This window comes from Isobaculum melis, from assembly GCF_900111355.1.
GTDB classification, from domain to species: domain Bacteria; phylum Bacillota; class Bacilli; order Lactobacillales; family Carnobacteriaceae; genus Isobaculum; species Isobaculum melis.
The window spans coordinates 1-23,474 of the sequence record NZ_FOHA01000010.1 but is presented as its reverse complement, the minus strand read 5'-3'; the positions used below and the strand labels follow the sequence as shown (position 1 = coordinate 23,474).

At 34.3% G+C, this 23,474-nt stretch carries 25 protein-coding genes; 3 read left to right on the top strand and 22 right to left on the bottom strand.

Going from position 1 to position 23,474, the window contains the following annotated elements:
* Positions 1–7: 7 nt before the first annotated feature.
* From BMW29_RS08455 to BMW29_RS08405, 11 genes are all read right to left on the bottom strand, one after another.
* Positions 8–457: an SMI1/KNR4 family protein gene (locus BMW29_RS08455; protein WP_092652374.1), complete on the bottom strand. Its 450-nt coding sequence runs from the start codon at positions 455–457 to the stop codon at positions 8–10.
* Between the two features lie 214 nt (positions 458–671).
* On the bottom strand, positions 672–1,085 hold the full coding sequence (locus BMW29_RS08450) for a metallophosphoesterase family protein (protein ID WP_092652372.1): 414 nt from the start codon (positions 1,083–1,085) through the stop codon (positions 672–674).
* A 43-nt stretch (positions 1,086–1,128) separates the two neighbouring features.
* A complete protein-coding gene (locus BMW29_RS08445) occupies positions 1,129–1,371 on the bottom strand; it encodes a hypothetical protein (protein ID WP_092652370.1) in 243 nt (80 codons plus the stop codon).
* A gap of 117 nt (positions 1,372–1,488) precedes the next feature.
* The gene (locus BMW29_RS08440; protein WP_092652368.1) at positions 1,489–1,923 is read right to left on the bottom strand and encodes an NUDIX domain-containing protein; all 435 of its coding nucleotides are present in this window, start codon (positions 1,921–1,923) and stop codon (positions 1,489–1,491) included.
* An 18-nt stretch (positions 1,924–1,941) separates the two neighbouring features.
* Positions 1,942–2,271, bottom strand: coding sequence for a zf-HC2 domain-containing protein (locus tag BMW29_RS08435; RefSeq protein WP_092652366.1), 330 nt, complete (start codon positions 2,269–2,271; stop codon positions 1,942–1,944).
* Positions 2,268–2,744 carry an RNA polymerase sigma factor gene (locus tag BMW29_RS08430; protein ID WP_092652364.1) on the bottom strand — a complete coding sequence of 159 codons (477 nt, stop codon included), beginning with the start codon at positions 2,742–2,744 and terminating at the stop codon, positions 2,268–2,270. Before BMW29_RS08430 ends, BMW29_RS08435 begins: the two co-directional genes overlap by 4 nt.
* A 38-nt stretch (positions 2,745–2,782) precedes the next feature.
* Positions 2,783–3,505 carry an ABC transporter permease gene (locus tag BMW29_RS08425; RefSeq protein ID WP_092652362.1) on the bottom strand — a complete coding sequence of 241 codons (723 nt, stop codon included), beginning with the start codon at positions 3,503–3,505 and terminating at the stop codon, positions 2,783–2,785.
* Position 3,506: 1 nt separating this feature from the next.
* Complete coding sequence (locus BMW29_RS08420) at positions 3,507–4,298, bottom strand: ABC transporter permease (RefSeq protein ID WP_092652360.1); 792 nt, start codon at positions 4,296–4,298, stop codon at positions 3,507–3,509.
* Complete coding sequence (locus tag BMW29_RS08415; protein WP_092652358.1) at positions 4,285–5,016, bottom strand: ABC transporter ATP-binding protein; 732 nt, start codon at positions 5,014–5,016, stop codon at positions 4,285–4,287. The genes BMW29_RS08420 and BMW29_RS08415 overlap by 14 nt, the downstream gene beginning before the upstream one ends.
* Positions 5,017–5,130: 114 nt before the next feature.
* Positions 5,131–5,523 (bottom strand): hypothetical protein, encoded by a 393-nt coding sequence (locus BMW29_RS08410; protein WP_092652356.1) that lies wholly within the window; start codon positions 5,521–5,523, stop codon positions 5,131–5,133.
* A 131-nt stretch (positions 5,524–5,654) separates the two neighbouring features.
* On the bottom strand, positions 5,655–6,704 hold the full coding sequence (locus BMW29_RS08405) for an immunity protein Imm33 domain-containing protein (RefSeq protein ID WP_092652354.1): 1,050 nt from the start codon (positions 6,702–6,704) through the stop codon (positions 5,655–5,657).
* 141 nt (positions 6,705–6,845) lie between these two features.
* On the opposite strand from BMW29_RS08405, the gene BMW29_RS08400 reads away from it, so the two are divergent.
* Positions 6,846–8,645: a M3 family oligoendopeptidase gene (locus BMW29_RS08400; protein WP_092652352.1), complete on the top strand. Its 1,800-nt coding sequence runs from the start codon at positions 6,846–6,848 to the stop codon at positions 8,643–8,645.
* 10 nt (positions 8,646–8,655) lie between these two features.
* Positions 8,656–9,141, top strand: a complete 486-nt coding sequence (locus tag BMW29_RS08395; protein WP_092652351.1) for a cysteine hydrolase family protein — start codon at positions 8,656–8,658, stop codon at positions 9,139–9,141.
* A 99-nt stretch (positions 9,142–9,240) separates the two neighbouring features.
* Here the strand turns inward: BMW29_RS08395 and BMW29_RS08390 are convergent, their stop codons facing one another.
* The 11 genes from BMW29_RS08390 to BMW29_RS08340 form a co-directional block, all read right to left on the bottom strand.
* Complete coding sequence (locus BMW29_RS08390; protein ID WP_092652349.1) at positions 9,241–9,696, bottom strand: 8-oxo-dGTP diphosphatase; 456 nt, start codon at positions 9,694–9,696, stop codon at positions 9,241–9,243.
* 20 nt (positions 9,697–9,716) lie between these two features.
* Positions 9,717–10,718, bottom strand: a complete 1,002-nt coding sequence (locus tag BMW29_RS08385) for a serine hydrolase domain-containing protein (RefSeq protein ID WP_092652347.1) — start codon at positions 10,716–10,718, stop codon at positions 9,717–9,719.
* A 63-nt stretch (positions 10,719–10,781) separates the two neighbouring features.
* Entirely contained in the window at positions 10,782–11,243 is a 462-nt protein-coding gene (locus BMW29_RS08380) for a DUF4303 domain-containing protein (protein WP_245706258.1), read from the bottom strand.
* Between the two features lie 116 nt (positions 11,244–11,359).
* On the bottom strand, positions 11,360–11,701 hold the full coding sequence (locus BMW29_RS08375; RefSeq protein WP_092652343.1) for a hypothetical protein: 342 nt from the start codon (positions 11,699–11,701) through the stop codon (positions 11,360–11,362).
* 176 nt (positions 11,702–11,877) lie between these two features.
* Positions 11,878–12,807, bottom strand: a complete 930-nt coding sequence (locus BMW29_RS08370) for a manganese-dependent inorganic pyrophosphatase (protein WP_092652341.1) — start codon at positions 12,805–12,807, stop codon at positions 11,878–11,880.
* Between the two features lie 45 nt (positions 12,808–12,852).
* The gene (locus BMW29_RS08365) at positions 12,853–13,797 is read right to left on the bottom strand and encodes a LysR family transcriptional regulator (protein ID WP_092652339.1); all 945 of its coding nucleotides are present in this window, start codon (positions 13,795–13,797) and stop codon (positions 12,853–12,855) included.
* 104 nt (positions 13,798–13,901) lie between these two features.
* A complete protein-coding gene (gene pflA / locus BMW29_RS08360; protein ID WP_092652337.1) occupies positions 13,902–14,666 on the bottom strand; it encodes a pyruvate formate-lyase-activating protein in 765 nt (254 codons plus the stop codon).
* Between the two features lie 66 nt (positions 14,667–14,732).
* Positions 14,733–16,979, bottom strand: coding sequence for a formate C-acetyltransferase (gene pflB / locus BMW29_RS08355; protein WP_092652336.1), 2,247 nt, complete (start codon positions 16,977–16,979; stop codon positions 14,733–14,735).
* A gap of 345 nt (positions 16,980–17,324) precedes the next feature.
* Entirely contained in the window at positions 17,325–19,769 is a 2,445-nt protein-coding gene (gene parC, locus BMW29_RS08350; RefSeq protein WP_092652334.1) for a DNA topoisomerase IV subunit A, read from the bottom strand.
* Positions 19,756–21,759: a DNA topoisomerase IV subunit B gene (gene parE, locus BMW29_RS08345; protein ID WP_092652332.1), complete on the bottom strand. Its 2,004-nt coding sequence runs from the start codon at positions 21,757–21,759 to the stop codon at positions 19,756–19,758. The genes parC and parE overlap by 14 nt, the downstream gene beginning before the upstream one ends.
* Positions 21,760–21,934: 175 nt before the next feature.
* Positions 21,935–22,363, bottom strand: coding sequence for a CoA-binding protein (locus BMW29_RS08340; protein WP_092652330.1), 429 nt, complete (start codon positions 22,361–22,363; stop codon positions 21,935–21,937).
* A 174-nt stretch (positions 22,364–22,537) separates the two neighbouring features.
* Between BMW29_RS08340 and plsY the strand changes: the two genes are divergently transcribed.
* Positions 22,538–23,128, top strand: coding sequence for a glycerol-3-phosphate 1-O-acyltransferase PlsY (plsY, locus tag BMW29_RS08335; protein WP_092652550.1), 591 nt, complete (start codon positions 22,538–22,540; stop codon positions 23,126–23,128).
* Positions 23,129–23,474 lie beyond the last annotated feature (346 nt).

Sequence of the window (23,474 nt, the reverse complement as noted above, 5' to 3'; positions counted from 1 at the left end):
TTCTCCTTTAGTATTTTTTGGCCACTTTTTCTAAATTGGAAATGTAGTCTTCAATCAAGGAAGTTAGACTTTGTTCAATAATTTCATAAGTGTTATCATCATGATGAAATAAATAAATTGTGCCAGTATTCTTGATTAATATTGGATTTCCTGTTCCATCATCAGAAATTACTATACTATTTTTTAGCTTCTTTTTTCTTTTATCTGTATAATTTCTTCGACATTCTAGGGTTTCAATAACGCATTTTTCTAAACAAAAAATATCAATACCGATAAATCCACCATTCATTATTTTAAAAAATAATCTTAAATCATTATTTAGGTTAATTTTTAATAGATTTTCTACAAAATCAAGCGTATTTTCAGAAATAAGAGATTCTTTTTGTTCTAAAAAATCAATTTTTTTCTCTAACTTTTTCAATTTTAAAAGAGAAGATTCAAAAGTACAACTATTCATAAATTCATTTTCCTTTATCAGTAATTTTGCTCTCAAAATAACAATATTTTGATTTATCGTATAACCATACTGGCATTTTTTATAGAGCCTTGTCTTCCTATTTTAGCGAATTTGATTCTATTTTATATAAAATACTGCCTATTTTTTGTTGAACGCTCAATCAATCTTTTCTATTAATCAAAAAATATCCTCATTCCACCCTCACTGTTGCTTATTAATATATGGTTATATTTTTATCAGGTAAGTTATAAGCAAGACTGATTTTGAGTCCATTAATTTCTTTGATTGTATGTAATGGTAACTGGGAAATTTTCTCAATATATTGTTTATCTAAATGTTCATATAAATACTTGCTCAAGATGCCAATATAGATATCAGAAGCATCAGCTAAATCTAATTGTTGCTCTAACACTGCCAAAAAGCAATCTTCCCAATTTCCTTTTACAAAAACTGAAGTTTGGACTGCATCAAGTAATTGAAATAAAGCATTTGCTCCAGGTCCAGGCATGATTAAATCGCCTAAGAACCAATAATCGGTTAGATGTTGTTCTTTTGCATCTTTTAAAACGGGCTCTAACACAGTTTGGTTTCCATGAACATCTGATAATAATGCGATTCTTTGCTTCATAGTTGACCTTCTCCTTTTGTTTCTAATGAATCTACATAGCTGACTAAAATGAAATGAAAGCCCGGCTAAAGATAATATATCCAGCATAAATCATAACGATGATAATGCTGATAACTGCTCCGATTAATAAAAAAGAATGATTGTTTTTACTTGAAAATGCACTAGATTGTTTAGGTGCTGAAATAAACTTGATGATGCATGACAAAGCTATCAGCAACAATAGTTCAATAAACAAACCTTGTTTAATTAATTCTGTATTTGTAATCGTGATCCCTAAATCAAACATGGTAACCTCCTGTATTTATTTTACACTATTATAACAGAAATGTTTGTCGATTTTGGATCTATTTTTGAATAGTTATAGAGCTATTTTAGAGATAAATTAGACTTTATTTATTGGTAGTTAAATATTCTGTAAAGCTTTTTTTACCATATATAAATGATGTTCATGAAATAAGTGACTTTCTAGCTTATCCAAAGTTACCCATTTCATTGGTTCAGTTTCAATAGGTTCTGCTATTTTTTCTTCTAATGAACAGACATAAAAGTAGCCTATATTATGTTGTGAGAGTGTTGGATATCTCCATGAGACAAAATGTTTTTCTGCTTCTCCGAGATTTTGCTCAATCTGGATGGTATAACCTGTTTCCTCTAAAGTTTCTCGATGCAGTGCTTCAATTGGGGTCTCTTCCCCTTCAATGCCACCACCCACTAAAAATAACTCTTTATCTGGCGATTCCACCACTAGAAATTGATTCTCAGTATTTTGGATAATTGCATAGGCTCCTTTACGTGGTGCATAAATTAAGGTATCATCTCTTTGTCCAAAGCTTTTCATTGTCGTTTTCCTCCTAAATTATTTGCCAAACACAAGACTCAAATCAGCCACAAAAAATAAAATAATACTAATGATTGCAAGAATCAATAAAGTAATGATTCCCCCTTTAACAAAGGATTTCAACATCCCTTTTTTCCATTTTTTAGCTATTTTTTTTACAACCTGTGCCTCTTTTAAATTTTGCTGATAGGTATCAATTGGTAAGTCATCTTTCATAGCAGCTAATTCAGCTTTGCAAGTTTCACAAGTTTGTAAATGCTCTACTATTAATTGGCGACTCTCCTCGCTACAAATATCGTCTATGTATAAAGGTAGTAAATCTTTAATAACTTCACATGATACTTTCATTCTAGCGCCTCCTGTATTTGTTTTTTTGCTCGATAAAAGATCAGTCGTGCCCAGCTTGCATTTTTTCCAAATAATTCAGCAATTTGTGTATGAGATAATTCACCAAAAACACGCAAGGTAAAGACTTCTTTATAGGGTTCTTTTAGATTGTGCAAGATGATATGTAGTTTTTCTGCTGCTTCTTCATGGAGTAGCAGTTTTTGAAGGTCTGTTGAGGGATCTTTTATTTGGATGTCTACTTCATTGCCCACTCGCTTTTTCTTTTTCTCCATGGAATAATAGGTATTCTTGGCAATTTGGCAAAGCCAAACGGATAGTTTACAGTTCCCTTTGAAGCTGTCTATGCTACGCAATGCTTTGAAGAAGGTTTCTTGTGTGACCTCTTCTGCCAGTGCCTCATCTCGGCAAAGGGCTAGCACAAATTTATAGACAGTTGCAAAATGTTCTGTATAAATTTCCTCAAAGTCTGTCATTCTCACACCTCCCTACTTTTAATGAAACTAGCTACTATTTATTGTACATCACGATGATACGTCAAGTAAACAGCAACTGTACCTAATAAGGCTAACCAGCCAAACTGAGTCATCATCCCCTCCCCTATTTCTAAAAAGGTTGTTGATTGATTCATCAGAAATAGATTCATTGTAGCTAAATCAGGAAGATATTTTGCAGTTGTAGAAACTAAAAATAACAATCGGCTTACTCCTAGAATCAGTGAAAATAGTATGGCGATTGGCACTATCAAGGATTTTGTGAGAATGGTTAAACTAGCAGCTATCATAGCTAGTTGCAGCCAACTAATGCCTATTAATGCTATTTGGCCCAGCATTTTTAAAAGGAAGGTCATGGTTAATGCTTCATTTGGTTGGGAAATTGCAACAATCAAACATAATATAATTGAGATTGCGATTGTTACAAGCACGATGATGAATAGCATGATACTTTTTGCTAGTAAAACTTTTAGGCGTGTTGGAACAGCCAGGAATGTTGTTCGTAAAGCCTTATGTGTGTATTCTTGTCCAAAAAAAGCTGCTGCAGCAATAATAATTCCTACTTGTCCTAAGTTTAAACCTTGTAGAAAGTTTGAAAACCAGTCATTTAGTTGGAAAGTTTCTTTGCCTGTTGTTGTAAAGAATAGCATCATTGGTGCAATCAAAATCGCACTCATTGCACCAAAAAGACACCAACGATAAGAACGAAATTTTGTCCACTCACTATTTAACAAATAAAGCATATTAATATGCACCTCCTACATCTCTTCTTTTAAAGTAATATCCTGCTGCAACGAAGGCAATGATTGTCCATAGTCCCAATATGATTCCACCTTTAATTGGATCATGAGGTAGAATCGTATCAGTTGATATCCCGCATATTTGTTTACCAGCTGCAACTGGTAGATAAGTACCCCACGACCATTTTTCAGCAAGATATTCACCTAAATTATAAATTTGTGGTACTAAAAAGATTAAAGGAACCATTGCTGTACGAAAAAGCATGCCAAGGAAAAAGGCAAACATTGTTAAAAACACCCAATTCAACAAGGTTAAGCCAATGAATTGCCAAGCAATTGGGCTTAACTGAATAGGTTGTAAGCCAAGATGACCTAAGCCAATATGAGTGATTGCAATTGTTGTAAAAATAGAAATGAAGGATACAATTGTGAGCATAATCAGTAAAGTAAAACTCTTTGTTAAAAAACCTTGAAGACGGTGATTATTGTATAGAAAATAGGTGCGCAATTGATGATTTTTATACTCACTTGCACCGAATATTCCACCTAAAATAACCATTGGAAGTAAACCTAGTAAAGTTGAATCAAAGCCAAAATAATCAATTGGTGGAAGGGCTACCGCTAGTTCAGGATGTGTCTCTGGTGTTGCATTCAGACCTATTTGTGCCATTTGCTTGGCTCCGATTAACGCAATAACTGGCTGAACAATCAGTACAATGCCGCAAACAATCCACCAAGCTCGGGTCGTCTTAATTTTGATAAATTCAGTATAAATGCTGCGACTAAATCGTTTCATTTAGATCCCCGCCTTCCGTCAATGAAAAGAATACATCTTCTAAAGATTCAATGCTTTGTAGCACTGTTTTGAGTTCACCAGTTGCAATAATCTCTCCATGGTTGATCACAACAATATCATCAGCAACCGCTTCTATTTCAGAAAGAAAATGTGAAGAAAGTAAAACAGTTTTCCCAATGCTTGCTTGCTGACGAATAAATGTGCGAAACCAACGAATTCCCATTGGATCAAGTCCGTTAGTTGGTTCATCTAAAATGAGATATTGTGGGTCACCTAATAAGGCAGCAGCAAGTCCAAGGCGTTGTCCTTCTCCTAAAGATAAAGTTTCAAGCTGCGCTTTACTTTTATCAGTTAAATCGACTAATTCCATGACCTCTAAAACACGACGAAACGAAATCTGATTACTCTGAGCGATTATTTTTAAATGTGTTTGCACTTTCCTAGATGGCACGCCACCAATGCCATCAAAAGCAGCACCGGCGATTTTTAAAGGTGTTGTAAATTCTCGATAGTTTGTTCCGCCAAAAGTAGCTGAACCAGATGTCGCTCGATCTAGCCCGAGTAGGATACGAAGAGTAGAACTTTTCCCTGCCCCATTTGGTCCGAGAAATGCGGTCACTCGACCAGGCCTTGCTTCAAATGAAACGCCTTTAAGAATTTCCTTGCGCCCATGTTTTTTTCTTACATTCGTTAGCTTCAAAGTTTTTGATTGTTCCATATTTATGCCTCCTAAAATTTACTTACATTTATAAGACTCAGAAGTAGAAGAAACGTTTCAAAAAAATAAAAAAACTTATTCAATGAGATGAATAAGTTTCTAGCTATTTTAAAATTAAGCACTATAAGCATAAATGAGTCCTTTCACAACCAAAATGATTGCTTTTTCAGCAGCAATAGGCTCATGCTGGTCTTCTCTTATGGACTCACTAGCTCCTTCAAAATAGGCCATTACAATATTTTTAGAAATCGCATTATTTTTTACAAGTAAAAATTCCAACTTTTCCAGTAGTTCTATTAGATTCTTTAATACTAAATTTTCCCAATGTCTATATTGGAACTTGTTTAGATAGATTTTTGGGATAGTAGTAGCAAAATTATCTTGAAAATTTTCATATAAAGCAGACACAAGCTCATTACAGTCTTCATATTGTTTGTTCTGCATCAATGAAATAGCCGTGACTAATTTTGGCAATTCTTGATCACAAAAAGTATAGATGTCTGTCATTTTTTTCACCTCTTATATTCTCATAAATATTAAAAATTAGTAATCTCTAAAGCATTCAAGTGCTCCTCTTGAATGAATTTACTTAAGTCTTGACTCATATAAGCTAACTCCATTATAATTTATCTCCCTCTTTAAAAATAAGCTACATTCATAAATGGTATGATGATTTCACAAACTTGATTTTGTTCATCCAATCCCCAATAAATCGAGTAAAACCCATCCCCTAATCCACTAGCAAACATTGTTATTCGGTTTCCAGTTTGTGGAATCGCCCATTCAATAAAGTCTCCCTCTTCTCGTTGACCTGTTGGATGTGCTTCATAACTTTGTTGAAAATAAGTCGCAAAATAATCATCGTAATGATTTCCTTTAGGATATGTCTTGTGCCACTCTTCTAAAAATACTAAATATTCATCTCTTACTTTTCCATCACAAAAACTGGCAATACCTGCATCGATTCCTACACCACCAAATACACCTGATTCCCCTATTTGATCAATTATCTGCCCTTTTTCCAGAGCTAGTTCATACCTTACAATCTTATTTTCTCTTATTTTTAATCTAGCTGCTGAAATTCGAGTACCAGCAATGTCTGATTGACAAATAGCAACTTCAACTGGATAAGCACCTATTGGAATGGTGCGATTTAAAGGCTTAGAGACTGCATGATTATATAAATAACATATTGGATCAGCTACAATCACTTCTCCAGAAGGAATATCAACTGTACCAATAATAAAAAGAGTAATTTTCTCTGTTTCTATAAACAGACTGCTCAAAAATTCATCAGAATAATAATCTTTACGTAAAAAGCGGAAATGTTTTTCAAGTGCTAACTCAAACGGCGTTTTATATTTTTCTCGTATTTCTTGCCCAGTTTTTGTATCGATAAAATATTTGCCAGTATCATCTTCTACAAATTCTAAATCACCAGTAGGCATACTATATATATGTACAACAAGAGGCTCAATATTTGCTAAAACATTGAAATTTACTACTGCTAAATTTTCTGAATGATCTATATATTCTTGAGAATCATCTTTTCCAGAAATAATCCAACCATTACCAAACTCTTCATCGCGAAACAACCATTTTATCTCAGTTTCTTTATTTAAAACAGATTTAGTCACAATACAAGCTCCTGCATTCTCAATATATGTTTTCACTTCTTCTTGTCCCATGTTTTTTCACCTCTCATAAATCATAACATCATTCTTAAAAAATAAATATCCATTATTTTTCTTATTATCAAAAAATTCCAACAATTCCTATCATCTTTCTTTTATGTAGGATATAATAGTAGTTAAAAATGAGGTGTAAATATGACATATTCAGAAACTTGGGACTTAGAAACAATTTTTGCTGGTGGTACTACGTCAGCTGATTTACAAGAAAGAATGAACCAATTAAAAGCAGAACTTGCTTTGTTTGAACAACATGTAGTTGCATGGGATGCACAGCAAGATAAACCGGATTATCAACAATTTGCTGCCCTATTAGCTTTAAAAGAGACGGTTACATTTGGTTTTAGACAATGTCTTAACTTTGTTAACTGTTGCGCTTCTGCCAATGTATCTGATAAAAATGCTACAAAATTAGCTGGTCTACTTGCTAGTTTGAACAGTGAGTATTTAACAGCTTGGACGTTATTGATTAAAAAAATAGGTGGCTTATCTGAGTCAGAGTTTAACCAACTACTTACTTCAGAGCAATTTGAGCCAATTGCCTTTGTTCTAAAGGAAACACGAGAAAAAGCACAAGCATTATTAAATGAACCAGAAGAAGTATTACTGAATGCTTTAAATATTGATGGTATTCATGCTTGGGGTGAACATTATGGTAGAATTGTTAATTTAATTCAATTTCCATTTAAAGAAGCTGATGGCACAATTTCCTATCTTTCTGCTGGTCAAGCCCAAAATAAAATGATGGATGATCCTGATGCTGCTGTTAGAGAGCAAATGTTTGAATCATGGGAAGCCTCTTGGAAAGCATCTGCTCCCCTATTTGCGGATACATTAAACCACTTGGCAGGTTCTAGGCTTACTGATTATAAAGCTCATGGTGTTGAGGACTACTTAGAAGAACCATTGAGCTATAATCGCATGTCAAAAGAAACACTAGATGCAATGTGGGAAACCATTACAAAAAACAAAGCCGCCTTTAAGCCTTTCTTTGACCGTAAAGCTTCCCTTTTAGGTAAAGAAAAGTTAGCTTGGCAAGATGTTGCTGCACCAGTTATTGTTGGCGATGCAACACCACAAGTATATTCATTTGATGAAGCTGCGGCCTTTATTATCAAACAATTTGGTAAGTTTGGGGATAAAATGGCACAATTTGCGCAATCTGCTTTTGAAAAAGCTTGGATTGAAGCGGAGGATCGACCTGGCAAAAGACCTGGTGGTTATTGCACAACTTTCCCTGAAAGCGGTGAATCTCGCATCTTTATGACCTTTGGTGGTTCTCCTGGGAATGTCTCTACCTTAGCTCATGAATTAGGCCATGCTTTTCATGGTCATGTATTGCGTGAATTACCTGCTTTAAACCGTGACTATGCGATGAATGTCGCTGAAACTGCAAGTACCTTTGCTGAAATGATTGTGGCAGATGCGACTGTTAAAGAAGCAACGTCTACTGCTGAGGAAATTAATTTATTAGATAATAAAATTGAAAATGCAACAACAATGTTTTTTAATATCCATGCCCGTTTTATTTTTGAATCCAATTTTTATGAGGAAAGAAAAAATGGTGTCCTATCAGAAGATCAATTATGCGATTTAATGGAAGCTGCACAAAAAGAGTCTTATTTAGATATGCTAAGCTCTTACCACCCACATTTTTGGGCAAGTAAACTACATTTTTATAAAACAAACCTGTCATTTTACAACTTCCCTTATACTTTTGGCTATTTGTTTAGTTTAGGGATCTATGCACGTTCTTTAGAGGAAGGCAAAGGCTTTGAAGAGAAATATATTGCCCTCTTACAGGATACTGCTGCCATGACAACTGAAGAATTAGCAATGAAACATTTAGGTGTTGATTTAACCAAGCCTGATTTTTGGCAAGCTGGGATTGATTTAGTTTTAGAAGATGTTGCTCGCTTTATGGCTATCACAGATTAGGAGGCAAAATATGGGAAACAAAGCATTGATTATTATTGATTTACAAAAAGGTTTAGATATTGGCTTGTATCGCTTAGATGAAGTTTTGGCTGGAGTAAATAAGAGAATTGCACATTACCGCAGTCATGACTTACCAATTATCTTTGTCCAACATGAGGGACCGGGTTTAGATGCAGGGAGTGAAAATTGGGAATTAATGGCTGCTTTAGATGCCCAGTCTGAAGATTTTTATATTGGAAAAAAACATCCTAATAGCTTTTTTGAAACAGACTTAAAAGCCTTATTGGATCGGCATGAAATTTCTGAGCTAGAATTTTGTGGTGCGCAAACACAATATTGTGTAGATACAACCATCAGAATGGCTCATGGTTTGGGCTACCATTGTACAATGAAGAAAGGCTTGTCCACTACACTTAATGATGATTTATTAGGTGCAAAAACAATTCTTGAGCATCATGAAAATATCTGGAACCATCGCTTTTTAACATTTATTTAATTAAATCTATTAACTGCAGCAACAATAGAAAATTTAGAAATTAAAAGCACCAAAACTAATTTTTTAGTTTTGGTGCTTTTATATGAGCTGAATCAAAGCCTAAAATAACTTTATTTCAACACCATCTTCAGTTGTTTGATAATAAAATTCTGATTTTGTATCTGATTCAAAAATAGCCAGCATTTCTTCAAAGTCCGGTGCTAATGGATACTGCAAAAGCTCCTTCCGCTTAATCCAAAATATCTCCCCTTCACTTGAAGAAACAAGCTCACCAAAAAAAAGATTGGTTTTATAAAACAAAACAATATATCGCTCATCTGATGTTGTTTGAAATTGCTTTGTACCACATAAAATAGGATTTTTAATCGTTAATCCGGTTTCTTCCTTTACTTCACGAATCACGGCATCATGAAAAGCTTCGTTTTTTTCAATATGTCCACCAGGAAAAGTAATTCCTGGCCAATTTTTATTTGAACGATTTTGAACCAATATCTTACCAGCATCGTCATAAATCATACACATATTGGTTAAAATAACTTTCTCTGCTCTAGACATTATTCATCAACACTCCTTTTTTAGAGCCTATCCATCAATCCTTTAATCTCTCTATGAAGTGCTACCACCTCATCAAATTCTACATTACAAAGAATCGTAATATTGATATCCTTGTCTAAATTGTAGGAACTAATAAAGCGAACACCAGGATCAAAACCTAACATATACGGAATTGCTCTGCCTTCTTCATTTTTCATAAACCAAAAACCATAGCTGTAAGTATCTTCTGTTTGAGGACTAAGTACTTCTCTAGTCATCGCTTCAGATAGGACTTGATTGGTAAGAAGCTGTTTCCATAGTGAATGAATATCGTCTGCAGTCGTAAAACCTCCTCCAGCTCCACTCCCTTTTGCATCAATACTATAAATGTTGCTATAAAATTGTTGAGTAGGTTCATCAAAAAGATAGCCGGCTGCGCAATTTCCAGGTAATCGATCTAGCTCATAATATCCCGTTTGATTCATTCCGATTGTTGGAAATAGTTCTTTTGCAAGATAAGTATCAAATTTTTCTTTTGTTACAGCTTCAATGATTAGTCCTAAGACAACATAGCCAGTATTTGAATACTTAAACTTCGTTCCTTTTGGAAAATCCATCTTTTTATCAATAAATAAAGGAATTAGATCTGTCGACTTGCGCATACGGTAATTAGGCAAGTTTTCCCAGAGCTCTGCATAATCTGTCATCACATCTTCATCAAAATAATCTGGAATGCCTGATGTATGGGTTAATAATTGTTCTACAGTAATTTCAGCATCTATTTGCTTCCAATCGATGTTCATTAAAGCTCCAATAGTATCTGTTAAAGCCAACTTACCTTCTTCGATTAATGTTAAAATACCTAATGCTATAAATGTTTTGGAGCCTGAAGCCATCCCAAATTTAGTATCAAGCTGATTTAGTCTTTTATTGGGTTTATCAGCGTAATTAAATGCTTTTTGGTAAATAGATTGATGATTCTTCGTAATACTAATGACACCACTGAACTCTTTAGGAATAATAGCTGTTATTTGTTCTTGCATGTATATCCACTCCGTTTCTATATAAAAAATTATTTTTATTCTTCAGGATGCTAACCACTTTATTTAATTAAAACGTTGAATAAAATGATTTGCAAGTTCCTGATGATTCATACGTTTAGCAGATTCATTTTCTATTGTCTCCGCATAGTCGTTATCTGATATGCTGATAAAAAAGGTAATAGTCTCTTTATTTTGCTGATTGCTTGTAAATACTTCATCTGGTATAGCTAATACACCTTCAGTAATGGCATCAATAAAAGCAGCGATAAAGGCCTGTTTGTTTTCGTCATGCATATCATAAGGCAAAGCCAATTCACTTGAAAGTTTAGATAAAATCGGATAAAACTTGTTACCAAAAGGTGAATTTTCAACATTACTATCACCATATAACCATTCATATGTGGCCCATTCCTGTCCTTTATATGTAGTATAATCAGGATTCTTTTTCTGATAATCTTCAAATTGTTCTTTAGTGCTTAAGACACAATATAAAGTTTCAAAGAAATCATCTGTTACAAAAGCCATGCCATATACGGTTTCATTTTTGTACTCCTTCAAGAAACTTAGGCATAAATTTGCCAATTTCTTCTTTAAATACTTTGCTAAATGCTGTTAATTGATTTTTCATTATCTGACTCCCTTTAGTTAAAATAATTTTGATAGTATGCTTCAAAACTCGCCAATAATTGTTCACGTTCTGAATCTTCATGACATTCCCAGGTTTCAGGATCAATCCAGTCAAAATCAATCATTGCGCCAACATCCATATTGATGCTATATTTTGCTTTTTTGATTAATGGGATATCTTCTATAAAACCTAATGAATAAAGCATACCACAAAGTATTCGAAGATAGTCACTACTCCCTTTTTGATAATCATCAATTTCTTTTTGTAAAAGCATTTGAATTTCAGAATGATGGTTCACTTTTGGTCTAAGTCCATATTTTTTAATCAACTTCATTGCTCTTTGTTCATTGTTCATATTTTTATCTCCTTAATAATACTGTCGCACTTTTTTTAATGTCATTTCATCATCCTTGTATATGTATTTAATACTATCATATCATTTTCTTTTAGTTTGGTTCAATGATAAATTAGTAGAAATAAATGTACTCCTAACAATTATAAAAGTTAGGAGTGCCACATTTATTTGATATTTTATTTACTTAACGCTTCTGTTAATTGAGGTACGACTTGTTTTTTACGTGAGACAACACCTTTTAATAAAGCTCGATTATGTTCTAAGGTTACATTAAATGCTTTTTCTACTGCACTTAAAGGAGCTCCGACTGCTAAAATAGCTGAATCACTTGCTAGTATATCTGTTACAACTAGTACAAATAAATCATAGCCATTTTTTTCATTTTCTACAGCCATTTCTGCTTCTAGTTCAGCTTGCTTCAGGAAGACTTCTTCAACATCAACAGTATTTACTTGGGCAACACGAACTGATTTGTCTCCCATTGGGAAGCTTTTTGCATCCATATTTAGTAATTGTGCAACTGTTTTATCTGCTAAGTTAGTGCCCGCTTTTAATAAATCTAAGCCATATACATTTAAGTCGATTCCAGCAATTGCAGCTAATTTATTTGCAATCTCAATATCTTCTTGCGTGCATGTTGGAGATTTAAATAATAGGCTGTCTGAAATAATAGCTGAAGCCATTAAGCCAGCGATTTCTTTTGGTATTTCAATATTGTGCTCTTTAAATAATTTATAAATAATTGTATTAGTACAACCTACTGGCTCTGCTCTGTAATACAATGGATCGACTGTTTCAAAGTTGGCGATACGGTGATGGTCAACCACTGCTAAGACTTTTACATCTTTGATATCAGAAACACTTTGTTGTGCTTCGTTATGATCTACTAGCATCACTGCATCTACTTCATTTGAAGCTGTTTCAATCACACGTGGCGCTGTAGTGTTAAAATAGTTTAAGGCAAAGGCTGTTTCTTCACTAACTGGGCCTAAAGCTACAGCCTCAGCTTCCACTCCTAGTGCATTCTGTAAATAAGCAAATGAAATCGCAGATGTAATTGCATCTGTATCTGGATTTTGATGTCCGAAAATGAGTACTTTTGTCATAAATAAAAACTCCTTTTAAATTTAGTTAACATAATAATATTATGGTTAATTTAATTTCGCTAAATAGTCAATCTTTTTTAAATAATCATCAAAACCAGTAAGGAAACTATGGATGCGTGGAATATCTTCTTTTTCAGAACGATAGACAAAGACCATATCAAATTTAATACTTGGTTCAAATGGAATAGCTTTTAGGCTAGCCTCTTGCTCATGAACACGAATATAAGACTTAGGTAAGGCTGTATAAAATTCAGTGGCATTACTAAATCGGAAAATTTGTTGTGGTGTTGTAAAGCAAACTGAAAATGTTGGTAAATCTGTCATATGATTAATATAGTGTTCTTTAATCATATCATTTAAATAAAATGAATCAGGATACATCGTCCAACTATTTGAAAGTGTTTGCGCTAAACGAATTTTTTTCTTTTTCTCAAGTGCTTGATCATGGTGTAAGAATAAAAGTTCTTCTTCAATAATTTTACGGGTTTTATAAGGCTTCCAATTTTTTATGCTTTCATCTGGCAAGTACATAATGGCTAAATCAATCTTATTATTTTCTAATTTTTCCCAAATTTCTTTTCTGGATAATGTATAAACAGCTATTTCAATTTTAGGATGATTTTTAAAGTATTCAATAATAAAATCAGTAAAGACTCTTAATTCGATTGAAGATAGAATCCCTACCCTTATTCGCCCAATATCAGCACTTGTGCTTTGCTGAATTTCATCAGTTGCAGTATTCAACAGTTCATAGACTTCATGTGTGGTTCGCAGCATTGTTTTACCAGCTTCTGATAAATGGAGTTTCTTTCCGATTGAATAAAAAAGTGGTGCCCCAACAATTCTTTCTAGCTTTTTAATTTGCTGAGTTAAGGCTGGCTGCGTAATACCAAGTAATTGAGCAGCTTGCGTATAGTTCATCGTTTCTGATAGCTGTAAAAAATAATTTAAGGTTTTAGATGAGAATACATTGTCAGATTGGTTTTGCATCTTTTGTCTCCTCTTTTCTTTTGATCACATTCCACTAATAACTATCATATTAAAGAACGACAAAAAGAGCAACTAATAATTGCTCTTTTTTATTATTTTATACATTAATCTTCCAAATAGCCTGTATAATCATCTGTATGCAATAGCTTTCTAGCATTTAAAACACGATCTTCAGTTGGTGGTTCAATACCTTCTAATGGATATTTAATCCCTAAAGTTTCCCATTTATAAATGCCCATTTTATGGTACGGCAATATTTCAACTTTTCTAACATTTTTTAAGGTTTTAATAAAAGCATCTAAACGAATCAAATATTCATCATAGTCAGAACGCTCAGGAACTAAAACATGACGAATCCAAACTGGCTTACCGATTTCAGATAGATATTGGGACATTTCTAAGATATTTTCATTCCCTAAACTGGTTAGGATTTTATGTGCTTCATTATCAATATGCTTAATATCAAACAATAATAAATCAGTATATTTCATCAGTTCTTCAAATTGGCTAAAGAATGGTTCTTCACGAGTAAAGGGCTTACCACAAGTATCAATGGTTGTATGAATCCCTTCAGCTTTTGCTTTTTTAAATAAATCGGTTAAAAAGTCTAATTGTAGCAAAGGTTCTCCACCACTTACAGTAATACCACCTTTTTCGCCCCAGTAAGAACGATATTTTAAGGCCTCCTGCAATACTTCATCAGTTGTAACAACTCTCCCACCAGATCCAATTTTCCAAGTATCTGGATTATGACAAAATTGACATCTCATACGGCAACCTTGGGCAAAAACGATAAATCTTACACCAGGTCCATCTACCGTACCAAAATTTTCTGTAGAATGAATTCTGCCTTCAACAGGATTTGTCATGTGATCCCTCTTTCTTTGATAAAAAGGGATGACTATGAGCCATCCCTTCTTCTATTTATTTAATGATTATAGTCTGTCATGTGAAGTTCTTGAAATAACGTCTGCTTGTTGCTCAGGAGTTAAATCACGGAATTTAACGGCGTATCCTGATACACGAATCGTTAAGTTAGGGTATTTTTCAGGATGTGCTTGCGCATCTAATAATAATTCATTAGTAAATACGTTAACGTTTAAGTGGTAACCACCTTTATCAAAGTATCCATCCATTACATTACGTAAGTTATCAATTCTAGTGCCTTCATCTTTACCTAAACCAGTAGGATTGATTGTTTGCGTATTTGAAATACCATCTAAAGCACAAGTATATTCTAAACGAGCTGTTGAGTTAAGTGAAGCTAATAAACCATTTTTCTCACCTAAGAATTTACCATCTTGATAGCTTGGGTTAGCGCCTGGTGCAAGTGGTTTACCTGCTCTACGTCCATCTGGAGTATTACCAGTTGCTTTACCATAAACGACGTTAGAAGTGATTGTTAACAATGAAGTAGTTGGTGTTGAATTACGGTACGTATGTTGACGTTTGATTTGTGTCATAAAGTACTCTAAAATCCAGTTTGCCATTGCATCTGCTTCTTCGCTATCATTTCCATAAGTTGGGAATTCTTTTGTTGGTTTGTAATCAATTGCCATGCCATCTTCATCACGAATAACTTCAACATTACCATGTTTAATTGCCATTAAGCTATCAGCTGCATGTGAAATACCAGCAATACCTGTTGCGAAAGTGCGTTTTAAGTCACTATCCATTAAGGCTAATTGTGGTGCTTCATAAGCATATTTATCATGCATATAGTGAATCACATTTAATGTGTTAACATATAATTCTGCTAACCAATCCATCATGTCTTTATATTTGTCCATAAATTCATCAAAGTCTAGTTTATCACCAGTCATTGGACGGAATTTAGGAGCAACTTGCATTTTAGTAATTTCATCAACCCCACCGTTAATTGCATAAAGAACGGCTTTAGCTAAGTTTGCACGAGCGCCAAAGAATTGCATATCTTTACCAATAACTGTTGCAGATACACAACATGCGATTGCACAGTCATCTGAACCCCAGTTAGCACGTAATAAATCATCATTTTCAAATTGGATTGAAGAACTTTCTTTTGCAATTTTAGCTGCATAAGTTCTGAAACCAGTTGGTAAATGAGATGAATATAAAACAGTTAAGTTTGGCTCTGGTGATGGTCCCATATTTGTTAAAGTGTGTAAAATACGGAAATCATTTTTAGTAACTAATGAACGGCCATCTAATCCCATACCAGCAATAGATAAAGTTGCCCAAATTGGGTAACCTGAGAATAATTGGTTGTAATCAGGTGTACGTGCGAATTTAACCATACGTAATTTCATGATTAAGTGGTCAATCATTTCTTGTGCATCGAATTCAGTGATGGCTCCAGCTTCTAAATCACGTTGGATATAGATATCTAAGAATGCTGAGATACGTCCGATAGACATTGCAGCACCATTTTGTGATTTAATTGCACCTAGGTAACCGAAGTATAACCATTGGATAGCTTCTTGAGAATTTTTAGCTGGTTGTGAGATATCAAAACCATATGAAGCAGCCATTTTCTTAAGATCGTTTAATGCGCGGTATTGTTCTGAGATTTCTTCTCTTAAACGAATCACATCATCAGTCATGACTTTGTTACCAGTATTGTCATGGTCTTTTTTCTTTTCAGCCATTAAGAAATCAATACCGTATAAAGCGATACGACGATAATCACCAATGATACGGCCACGACCATAAGCATCTGGTAAACCAGTGATAATTTTATTTTTACGAGCCATTCTCATTTCTGCTGTATAAGCATCAAAAACACCTTGGTTATGTGTTTTTCTCCAGTCAGTAAAGATGTCAGTCATTTCTTTATCGACTTCATAGCCATTTGAAGTTAAGGCATTGTTTGCCATTTTAATTCCACCAAAAGGCATGAATGCTTGTTTCAAAGGTACATCAGTTTGTAAACCAACGATTTTTTCTTCTTCTTTAATTAAATATCCTGGTGCGTGTGAAGTGATTGTTGCAGGGACATTTGTATCCATGTCGTATACACCATTTTTTTCATGTTGCACTTCAAATAATTCTTGTAATTTTGTCCATAGTTTATCTGTACTTGGTGCGATTGGTTCTAAGAATTGGTCATCACCTGTGTACTCAGTGTAGTTATTTTGAATAAAGTCACGTGTGTTTACCGATGTTTTCCATGCGTCGCCTTTAAATCCATTCCATTGTTCCATTAAAAGTTCCTCCTCAGAGTTTTCAAATTCAATTCTTCACAATTAATACAGTTTTTACATCCTTAGTATAACACAGACGAAAAAAAAGACAAGTAGTGACATGAAAAAAAGAATAACATTCAAGTGAATAAATGAACAATGCGCATCTATAAAGCGTTTCTAAGCATTTTTTCATTTTTTTATTTTTTATTAAACTGTACCATCCAACATCAGATAACTGTACTAATACAGATAAGGTTTATTCAAGTTATATTAGAACAGGAACCTTGTCTTTGTGAAAAAGGTACTGAAGTAAAAAAACTCTTTAGCAACTTTTTACATTGCTAAAGAGTTTTTCCGACTAATTTAATTTAATTGTTCTAAGCTCTTCAAAACTTGATGAGGTCTACCATCTTCTTGTTCATCAAGTATAAACGAACCATTTGAATAACGATCACTTACTGAATAATCAGCACTATTGATTGTAAATTCTTTCTCTTTATCTGTCTGGACAAGTAATTGATGTTTACCAGTTACCAAATCCATATAGAAAACTCTGTGTGGATTGCGTTTTAATTCTCTTAAAATCATTAATCCTCGTTTGGCGCGAGATTGTTTATCAAAGTCATGAATCGCCATTTTCTTGACGGAACCTCTTTGAGTTAGAATCATCACACTAGCTTTTTCATCTTTTGGTACAACAATACCACTAATCACATGATCATCTGCTTTTAAGCTAATCGCTTTTACTCCTGCTGCTTTTGAACCAACAACAGGAACTTCAGATAAATCATATCTTAAGCCATAAGCTAAATACGTAGATAAGAAAATTTCCATATTTTCTGGTTGCTCCACATACCAAATGTTTAATAAAACATCATCATCTGATTTTAATTTCATAGCTTTAGCAGATTTAGAAATATATCTTGTTGGTAAATATTCTGTTACAAGCGTCCGTTTGACCATGCCTGCTTTGGTAACAAAGACAAAATTAGCTTCTGGTAGATATTTTTCTAAGCCAATGACTTTAATAATCCGCTCATCCATATCTAAACCAATTGTTTGAGAAATATGCTCTCCCATGTCTTTCCATTTTAAATCAGGAATTTCATGAACAGGTCGGTAGATGTAATTCCCTTTATTGGTAAACATTAAGAGATGGTGCATCGTATTCATTTGCTGAATAAAAATTGGGTAATCTCCCTCTTTTGCACCAATTTCTTCTGGTTTTGAAGCACCATAAGAACGTAAGCTACTACGTTTTAGATAACCATCGCTTGTTACGGATACCATCACGTCCTCTTGTACAACAAGAACTTCAGTTTCAATTTTTAATTCTTCAATTTCATTTTCAATAACGGTTAAACGAGGTGTTTTAAATTGTTTTTTTACTTCTTTTAACTCGCTTTTAATCACATCAACCATCACTGCATCGCTATTTAAGATTTCTTTAAGAGAGCTGATTAATGCTTTTAGCTCTGCTGATTCAGCTTCTAAAGCTGTGATATCTGTATTTGTTAAGCGGTACAATTGTAAGGAAACAATGGCCTCAGCTTGTTTTTCAGTAAAGTCAAAAGATTCCATTAAGTTTTCTTTGGCATTCTTTTTATCTTTACTTTCACGAATCGTTGCAATCACTTTATCCAAAATGGATAAGGCTTTAATCAAGCCTTCAACAATATGTGCACGCGCTTCAGCTTTTTTTAGATTATAGATAGAACGACGCGTAATCACTTGTTTTTGGTGATCAATATATGCTGATAAGAAGCGAACAATCCCAATTAATTTTGGTCGTTTATCATCAATTGCAATCATATTAAAGTTATAAGCTACCTGCAAATCTGTATTTTTTAATAAATAATTCAAAATACCAGCTGCATTGGCTTCTTTTTTCAGCTCAATTGCAATTTGTAATCCAGTACGATCAGATTCATCTCGCACTTCAGCAATGCCCTCAATACGTTTGTTTAAACGGACTTCATCAAGCTTTTTAACTAAAACAGATTTATTTACTTCATAAGGAACTTCCGTCACGATAATTTGTTGTTTACCGCCACGTAAATCTTCAATATGCGTTTTAGAACGAACAATGACTTTACCTTTACCAGTTGCATAGGCTTGCTTAATTCCGTCAAGACCTTGCAGAATTCCACCTGTTGGGAAGTCTGGTCCTTTAATAAACTTCATTAGATCCTCAAATGTCGCATCAGGATGATCTAGTAAATGAGTTGTTGCATCAATGACTTCACCTAAGTTATGCGGTGGAATATCTGTTGCATAACCAGCAGAAATACCCGTTGCACCATTGACCAATAAATTAGGAAACTTCGCAGGTAATACTGTTGGCTCTTCTTCTGTATCATCAAAGTTTAAAACAAAATCAACGGTTTCTTTATCAATATCTTTGAGCATTTCTGAAGCAATTTTAGACAATCGTGCTTCCGTATAACGCATTGCGGCTGGAGGATCTCCATCCATACTCCCGTTATTCCCATGCATTTCGACTAAGACATTCCGTAGTTTCCAGTCTTGACTCATTCTAACCATGGCTTCATAAACACTGGTATCTCCATGTGGATGATAGTTACCAATAACATTACCGACTGTTTTAGCAGATTTTCTAAAACCTTTTTCAGCCGTATTCCCTTCCATATTCATCGCATATAAAATACGACGTTGCACAGGTTTTAACCCATCACGAATATCAGGCAATGCACGCTCTTGGATAATATATTTTGAATAGCGACCAAAGCGGTCTCCCATGACTTCTTCTAATGTTAACTCTTGCACATCCACTCTATTCGGATCCATGAATGTCACTTCCTTCTTCTTCAATTAATTCAGCTTGTTCCATAATGTTATTATTTTCTAGAATGCTGCCACCTTCTTCTAGTGAAAATTCAACATGACTTTCAATCCATTTACGACGCGGCTCAACCTTATCCCCCATTAATGTTGTCACACGCTTCTCAGCCTGCGTTGCATCATCAATACGCACACGAATTAGCGTACGTGTATCAGGATTCATTGTTGTATCCCATAATTGATCAGCATTCATCTCACCAAGCCCTTTATAGCGTTGTAAGATGTACCCTTTACCAATGATTTGTGTTTTACCTTCTAGTTCCTCATCTGTCCAAGCATACTCTAAAACTTCTTTTTTTCCTGCTCCCTTTGAAACTTTATATAAAGGTGGTAAGGCAATATAGACTTTCCCAGCTTCAATTAATGGTTTCATATAGCGATAGAAGAAAGTTAGTAAGAGGACTTGAATATGAGCGCCATCCGTATCCGCATCGGTCATGATAATGACTTTATCATAGTTACAGTCTTCAATATCAAATTCAGCACCAACACCAGCACCGATTGTATAAATCATGGTATTAATTTCTTCATTTTTTAAAATATCTTGTAATTTGGCTTTTTCAGTGTTTAACACTTTTCCACGTAATGGCAGAATCGCTTGGAATTTTCGATCTCTTCCTTGCTTCGCTGAACCACCCGCAGAATCTCCTTCGACAAGATACAATTCATTTTTCTTAGGATTCTTTCCTTGCGCAGGTGTTAGCTTCCCAGAAAGTAAGGATTCATTTTTCTTGCGCTTCTTCCCATTACGAGATTCTTCCCGTGCTTTTCTAGCTGCCTCACGTGCTTCTCTAGCTTTAATCGCCTTACGCACGAACATTTGACTCATCTCACCATTTTCAACTAAATAGAAGCCTAATTGCTCTCCTACAACAGCATCAACAGCTTGTCTTGCTTGAGGTGTTCCTAATTTACTCTTTGTTTGCCCTTCGAATTGTAGTAATTCTTCTGGAATTCGGACAGAGATAATTGCGGCTAACCCCTCACGGAAGTCCGTTCCTTCAAGATTTTTATCTTTTTCTTTTAATAAACCCGTTTTTCGAGCGTACTCATTAAAAGCTTTGGTCATTGCAGATTTCATCCCAGCTTCATGTGTTCCACCATCTTTTGTCCGCACATTGTTAACGAAAGATAAAATATTTTCAGAATACCCATCATTGTATTGGAAAGAAAACTCAACTTCAATTTCACTACTTGCACCAGAGAAATAAGCAACTGGATGTAAAGTATCTTTTTCTTCATTTAAATAGCCAACAAACTCTTTAATTCCCTCTTCATAAAAGAAAGTATCGCTAACATCATTTCTTTTATCGACTAAATTAATTTTCAATCCTTTTAATAAGAAGGCAGACTCTCTTAAGCGTTCTGACAAGATATCATAAGAAAAATTAATGGTAGAAAAAATAGTTAAATCTGGTTTAAAATGAACTGTTGTTCCATTAGGTGCACTGACTTTCCCTATTTTAACCAGCGTTTCATCTGGAATACCACCATTTTTAAATTTTTGTTCATACTTAATTCCATCACGAATAATCGTAACGGTTAACCATTCGGATAAGGCATTTACCACACTGGCACCAACACCATGTAAACCACCTGATGTTTTATAGCCGCCCTGACCAAATTTACCACCTGCATGAAGCACAGTAAAAATAACTTGAACAGTTGGAATACCAGAAGCGTGCATCCCAACAGGCATACCACGCCCTTGGTCTTGTACGCTAATACTATTATCTTCATGGATTGTGACATTAATTTCTTTTCCGTAACCAGAAAGTGCTTCATCCACCCCATTATCTACAATTTCATAGACAAGATGGTGTAACCCGCGACTATCAGTAGAACCAATATACATGCCGGGTCTTTTTCTTACCGCTTCAAGTCCTTCAAGAACCTGAATCGCTTCATCATTATATTCATAATTCCCTTTGCTCATTCATAAATCTCCTTTAGCTTGCTTAAACAGCCGAACTTATGCTTATATTGCATCTCTATTATGATACTCTATCTCAGATAAAAATAAAAGTCTAACTTATAGAGAAGTTGTGCCAATTGATGCTTGTAACTTTTTTATCAATAACTCAAAAAAGCCAAGGTGGCTTTTTTAAAATTTATTTCACTTCATTCATCTTACCATATTCAATCTTAATACAACGATTCATGATTACCTGATGACCATGTTCCTTCAAATAAGTAGCCGTCTCTTCATCTTCAATCCCTAATTGTGCCCAGAAGACATCTGCATCAATTTTATTAAACTCTTTTGCGATATCTAACAAAAATTCAGAACGACGGAAAATATCAACAATATCTATCTGTCCTGGAACTTCCTGTAATGTAGCATAAACAGTTTCACCAAGAATCTTTTGCCCAGCCAACACTGGATTAACTGGAATAATTTCATAACCAGCAGACTGCATCACCTGACTCACATGATAACTTGTGCGCTCTGGTTTATTACTTAAGCCTACTACCGCAATTCTTTTTGCTTTTTCTAAAATACTATAAATTTCTTCATTACTTGGATTAATAAATGTCATTGTCACTTCCCCCTTCTTTTCTCCTATCCTCCATTGTACACCACATTCAACCTAAACCACAAACTAAGTTCCAAGACTTTATCATTTAATAGCTGGTAACAAGCCTCATAAAATGATAAAATAACAAACATAGATTGAATTTAGGAGAGAATAAAATTGATTAATACAATATTAATGTTTGTCATTGCTTATTTACTGGGATCAATTCCTTCAGGTGTTTGGATAGGAAAAATTTTCTTCAATGAAGATATACGAGAACATGGTAGTGGTAATTCTGGAACAACTAATACCTTTAGAGTACTTGGCAAAAAAGCTGGAACTACCGTTTTAGTAATGGATATTTTAAAAGGAACAATCGCAACACTCTTACCTCTATTATTTCAAAGTGATATCAATCCGATTTTAGTTGGTGTTGCAGCAGTTATGGGACATACCTTCCCTATTTTTGCGAAGTTTAAAGGAGGAAAAGCGGTAGCAACAAGCGCCGGTATCTTACTTGGTTATCATCCCCTATTTTTTTGTATTGCTGTTGCCATCTTTTTAAGCTTGCTTTATTTAACAAGAATGGTCAGTGTTGCAAGTATGTTAGGAATCACACTTGTTTTCCTATTAAGCTTCCTGTTTAAAGATTGGATTTTAACCACTGTTGCTGGTGTTTTGATGGTATTTGTCATTCTACGTCATCGTGCAAATATCAAACGTATTATAAATGGCACTGAGAATAAAGTACCATTTGGCTTGGGTTATCAAAAATCGGATAAGTAAAGAAAACATACTAAGAATAGAGGGTAAAGTCATCGACGGATGACTTTACCCTCTATTTCCCTATTTTTAGGTATATAGTAAGAAGTGAAAGGAAGATCGATCATAACCTGATGGACTTCGAGTCCCTACAAAAAAACGATCTCCTTCACTGTCATTTTAAAATCTGGTTTAAGTATGTTGGGGCTTCGAGCTCGTGTTTAGGAAATTAGGAACGAAATGAAACAGTGAAGAACCTTTCGAAAAAAAAGAAAGAAGATGAAAATATGGCTTATGTACTTGCATTGGATGTTTCTATGGGAAAAAGTTATAAGGTTCTTTATGAAGAGGATTGTTGTCTCTCCGAGGG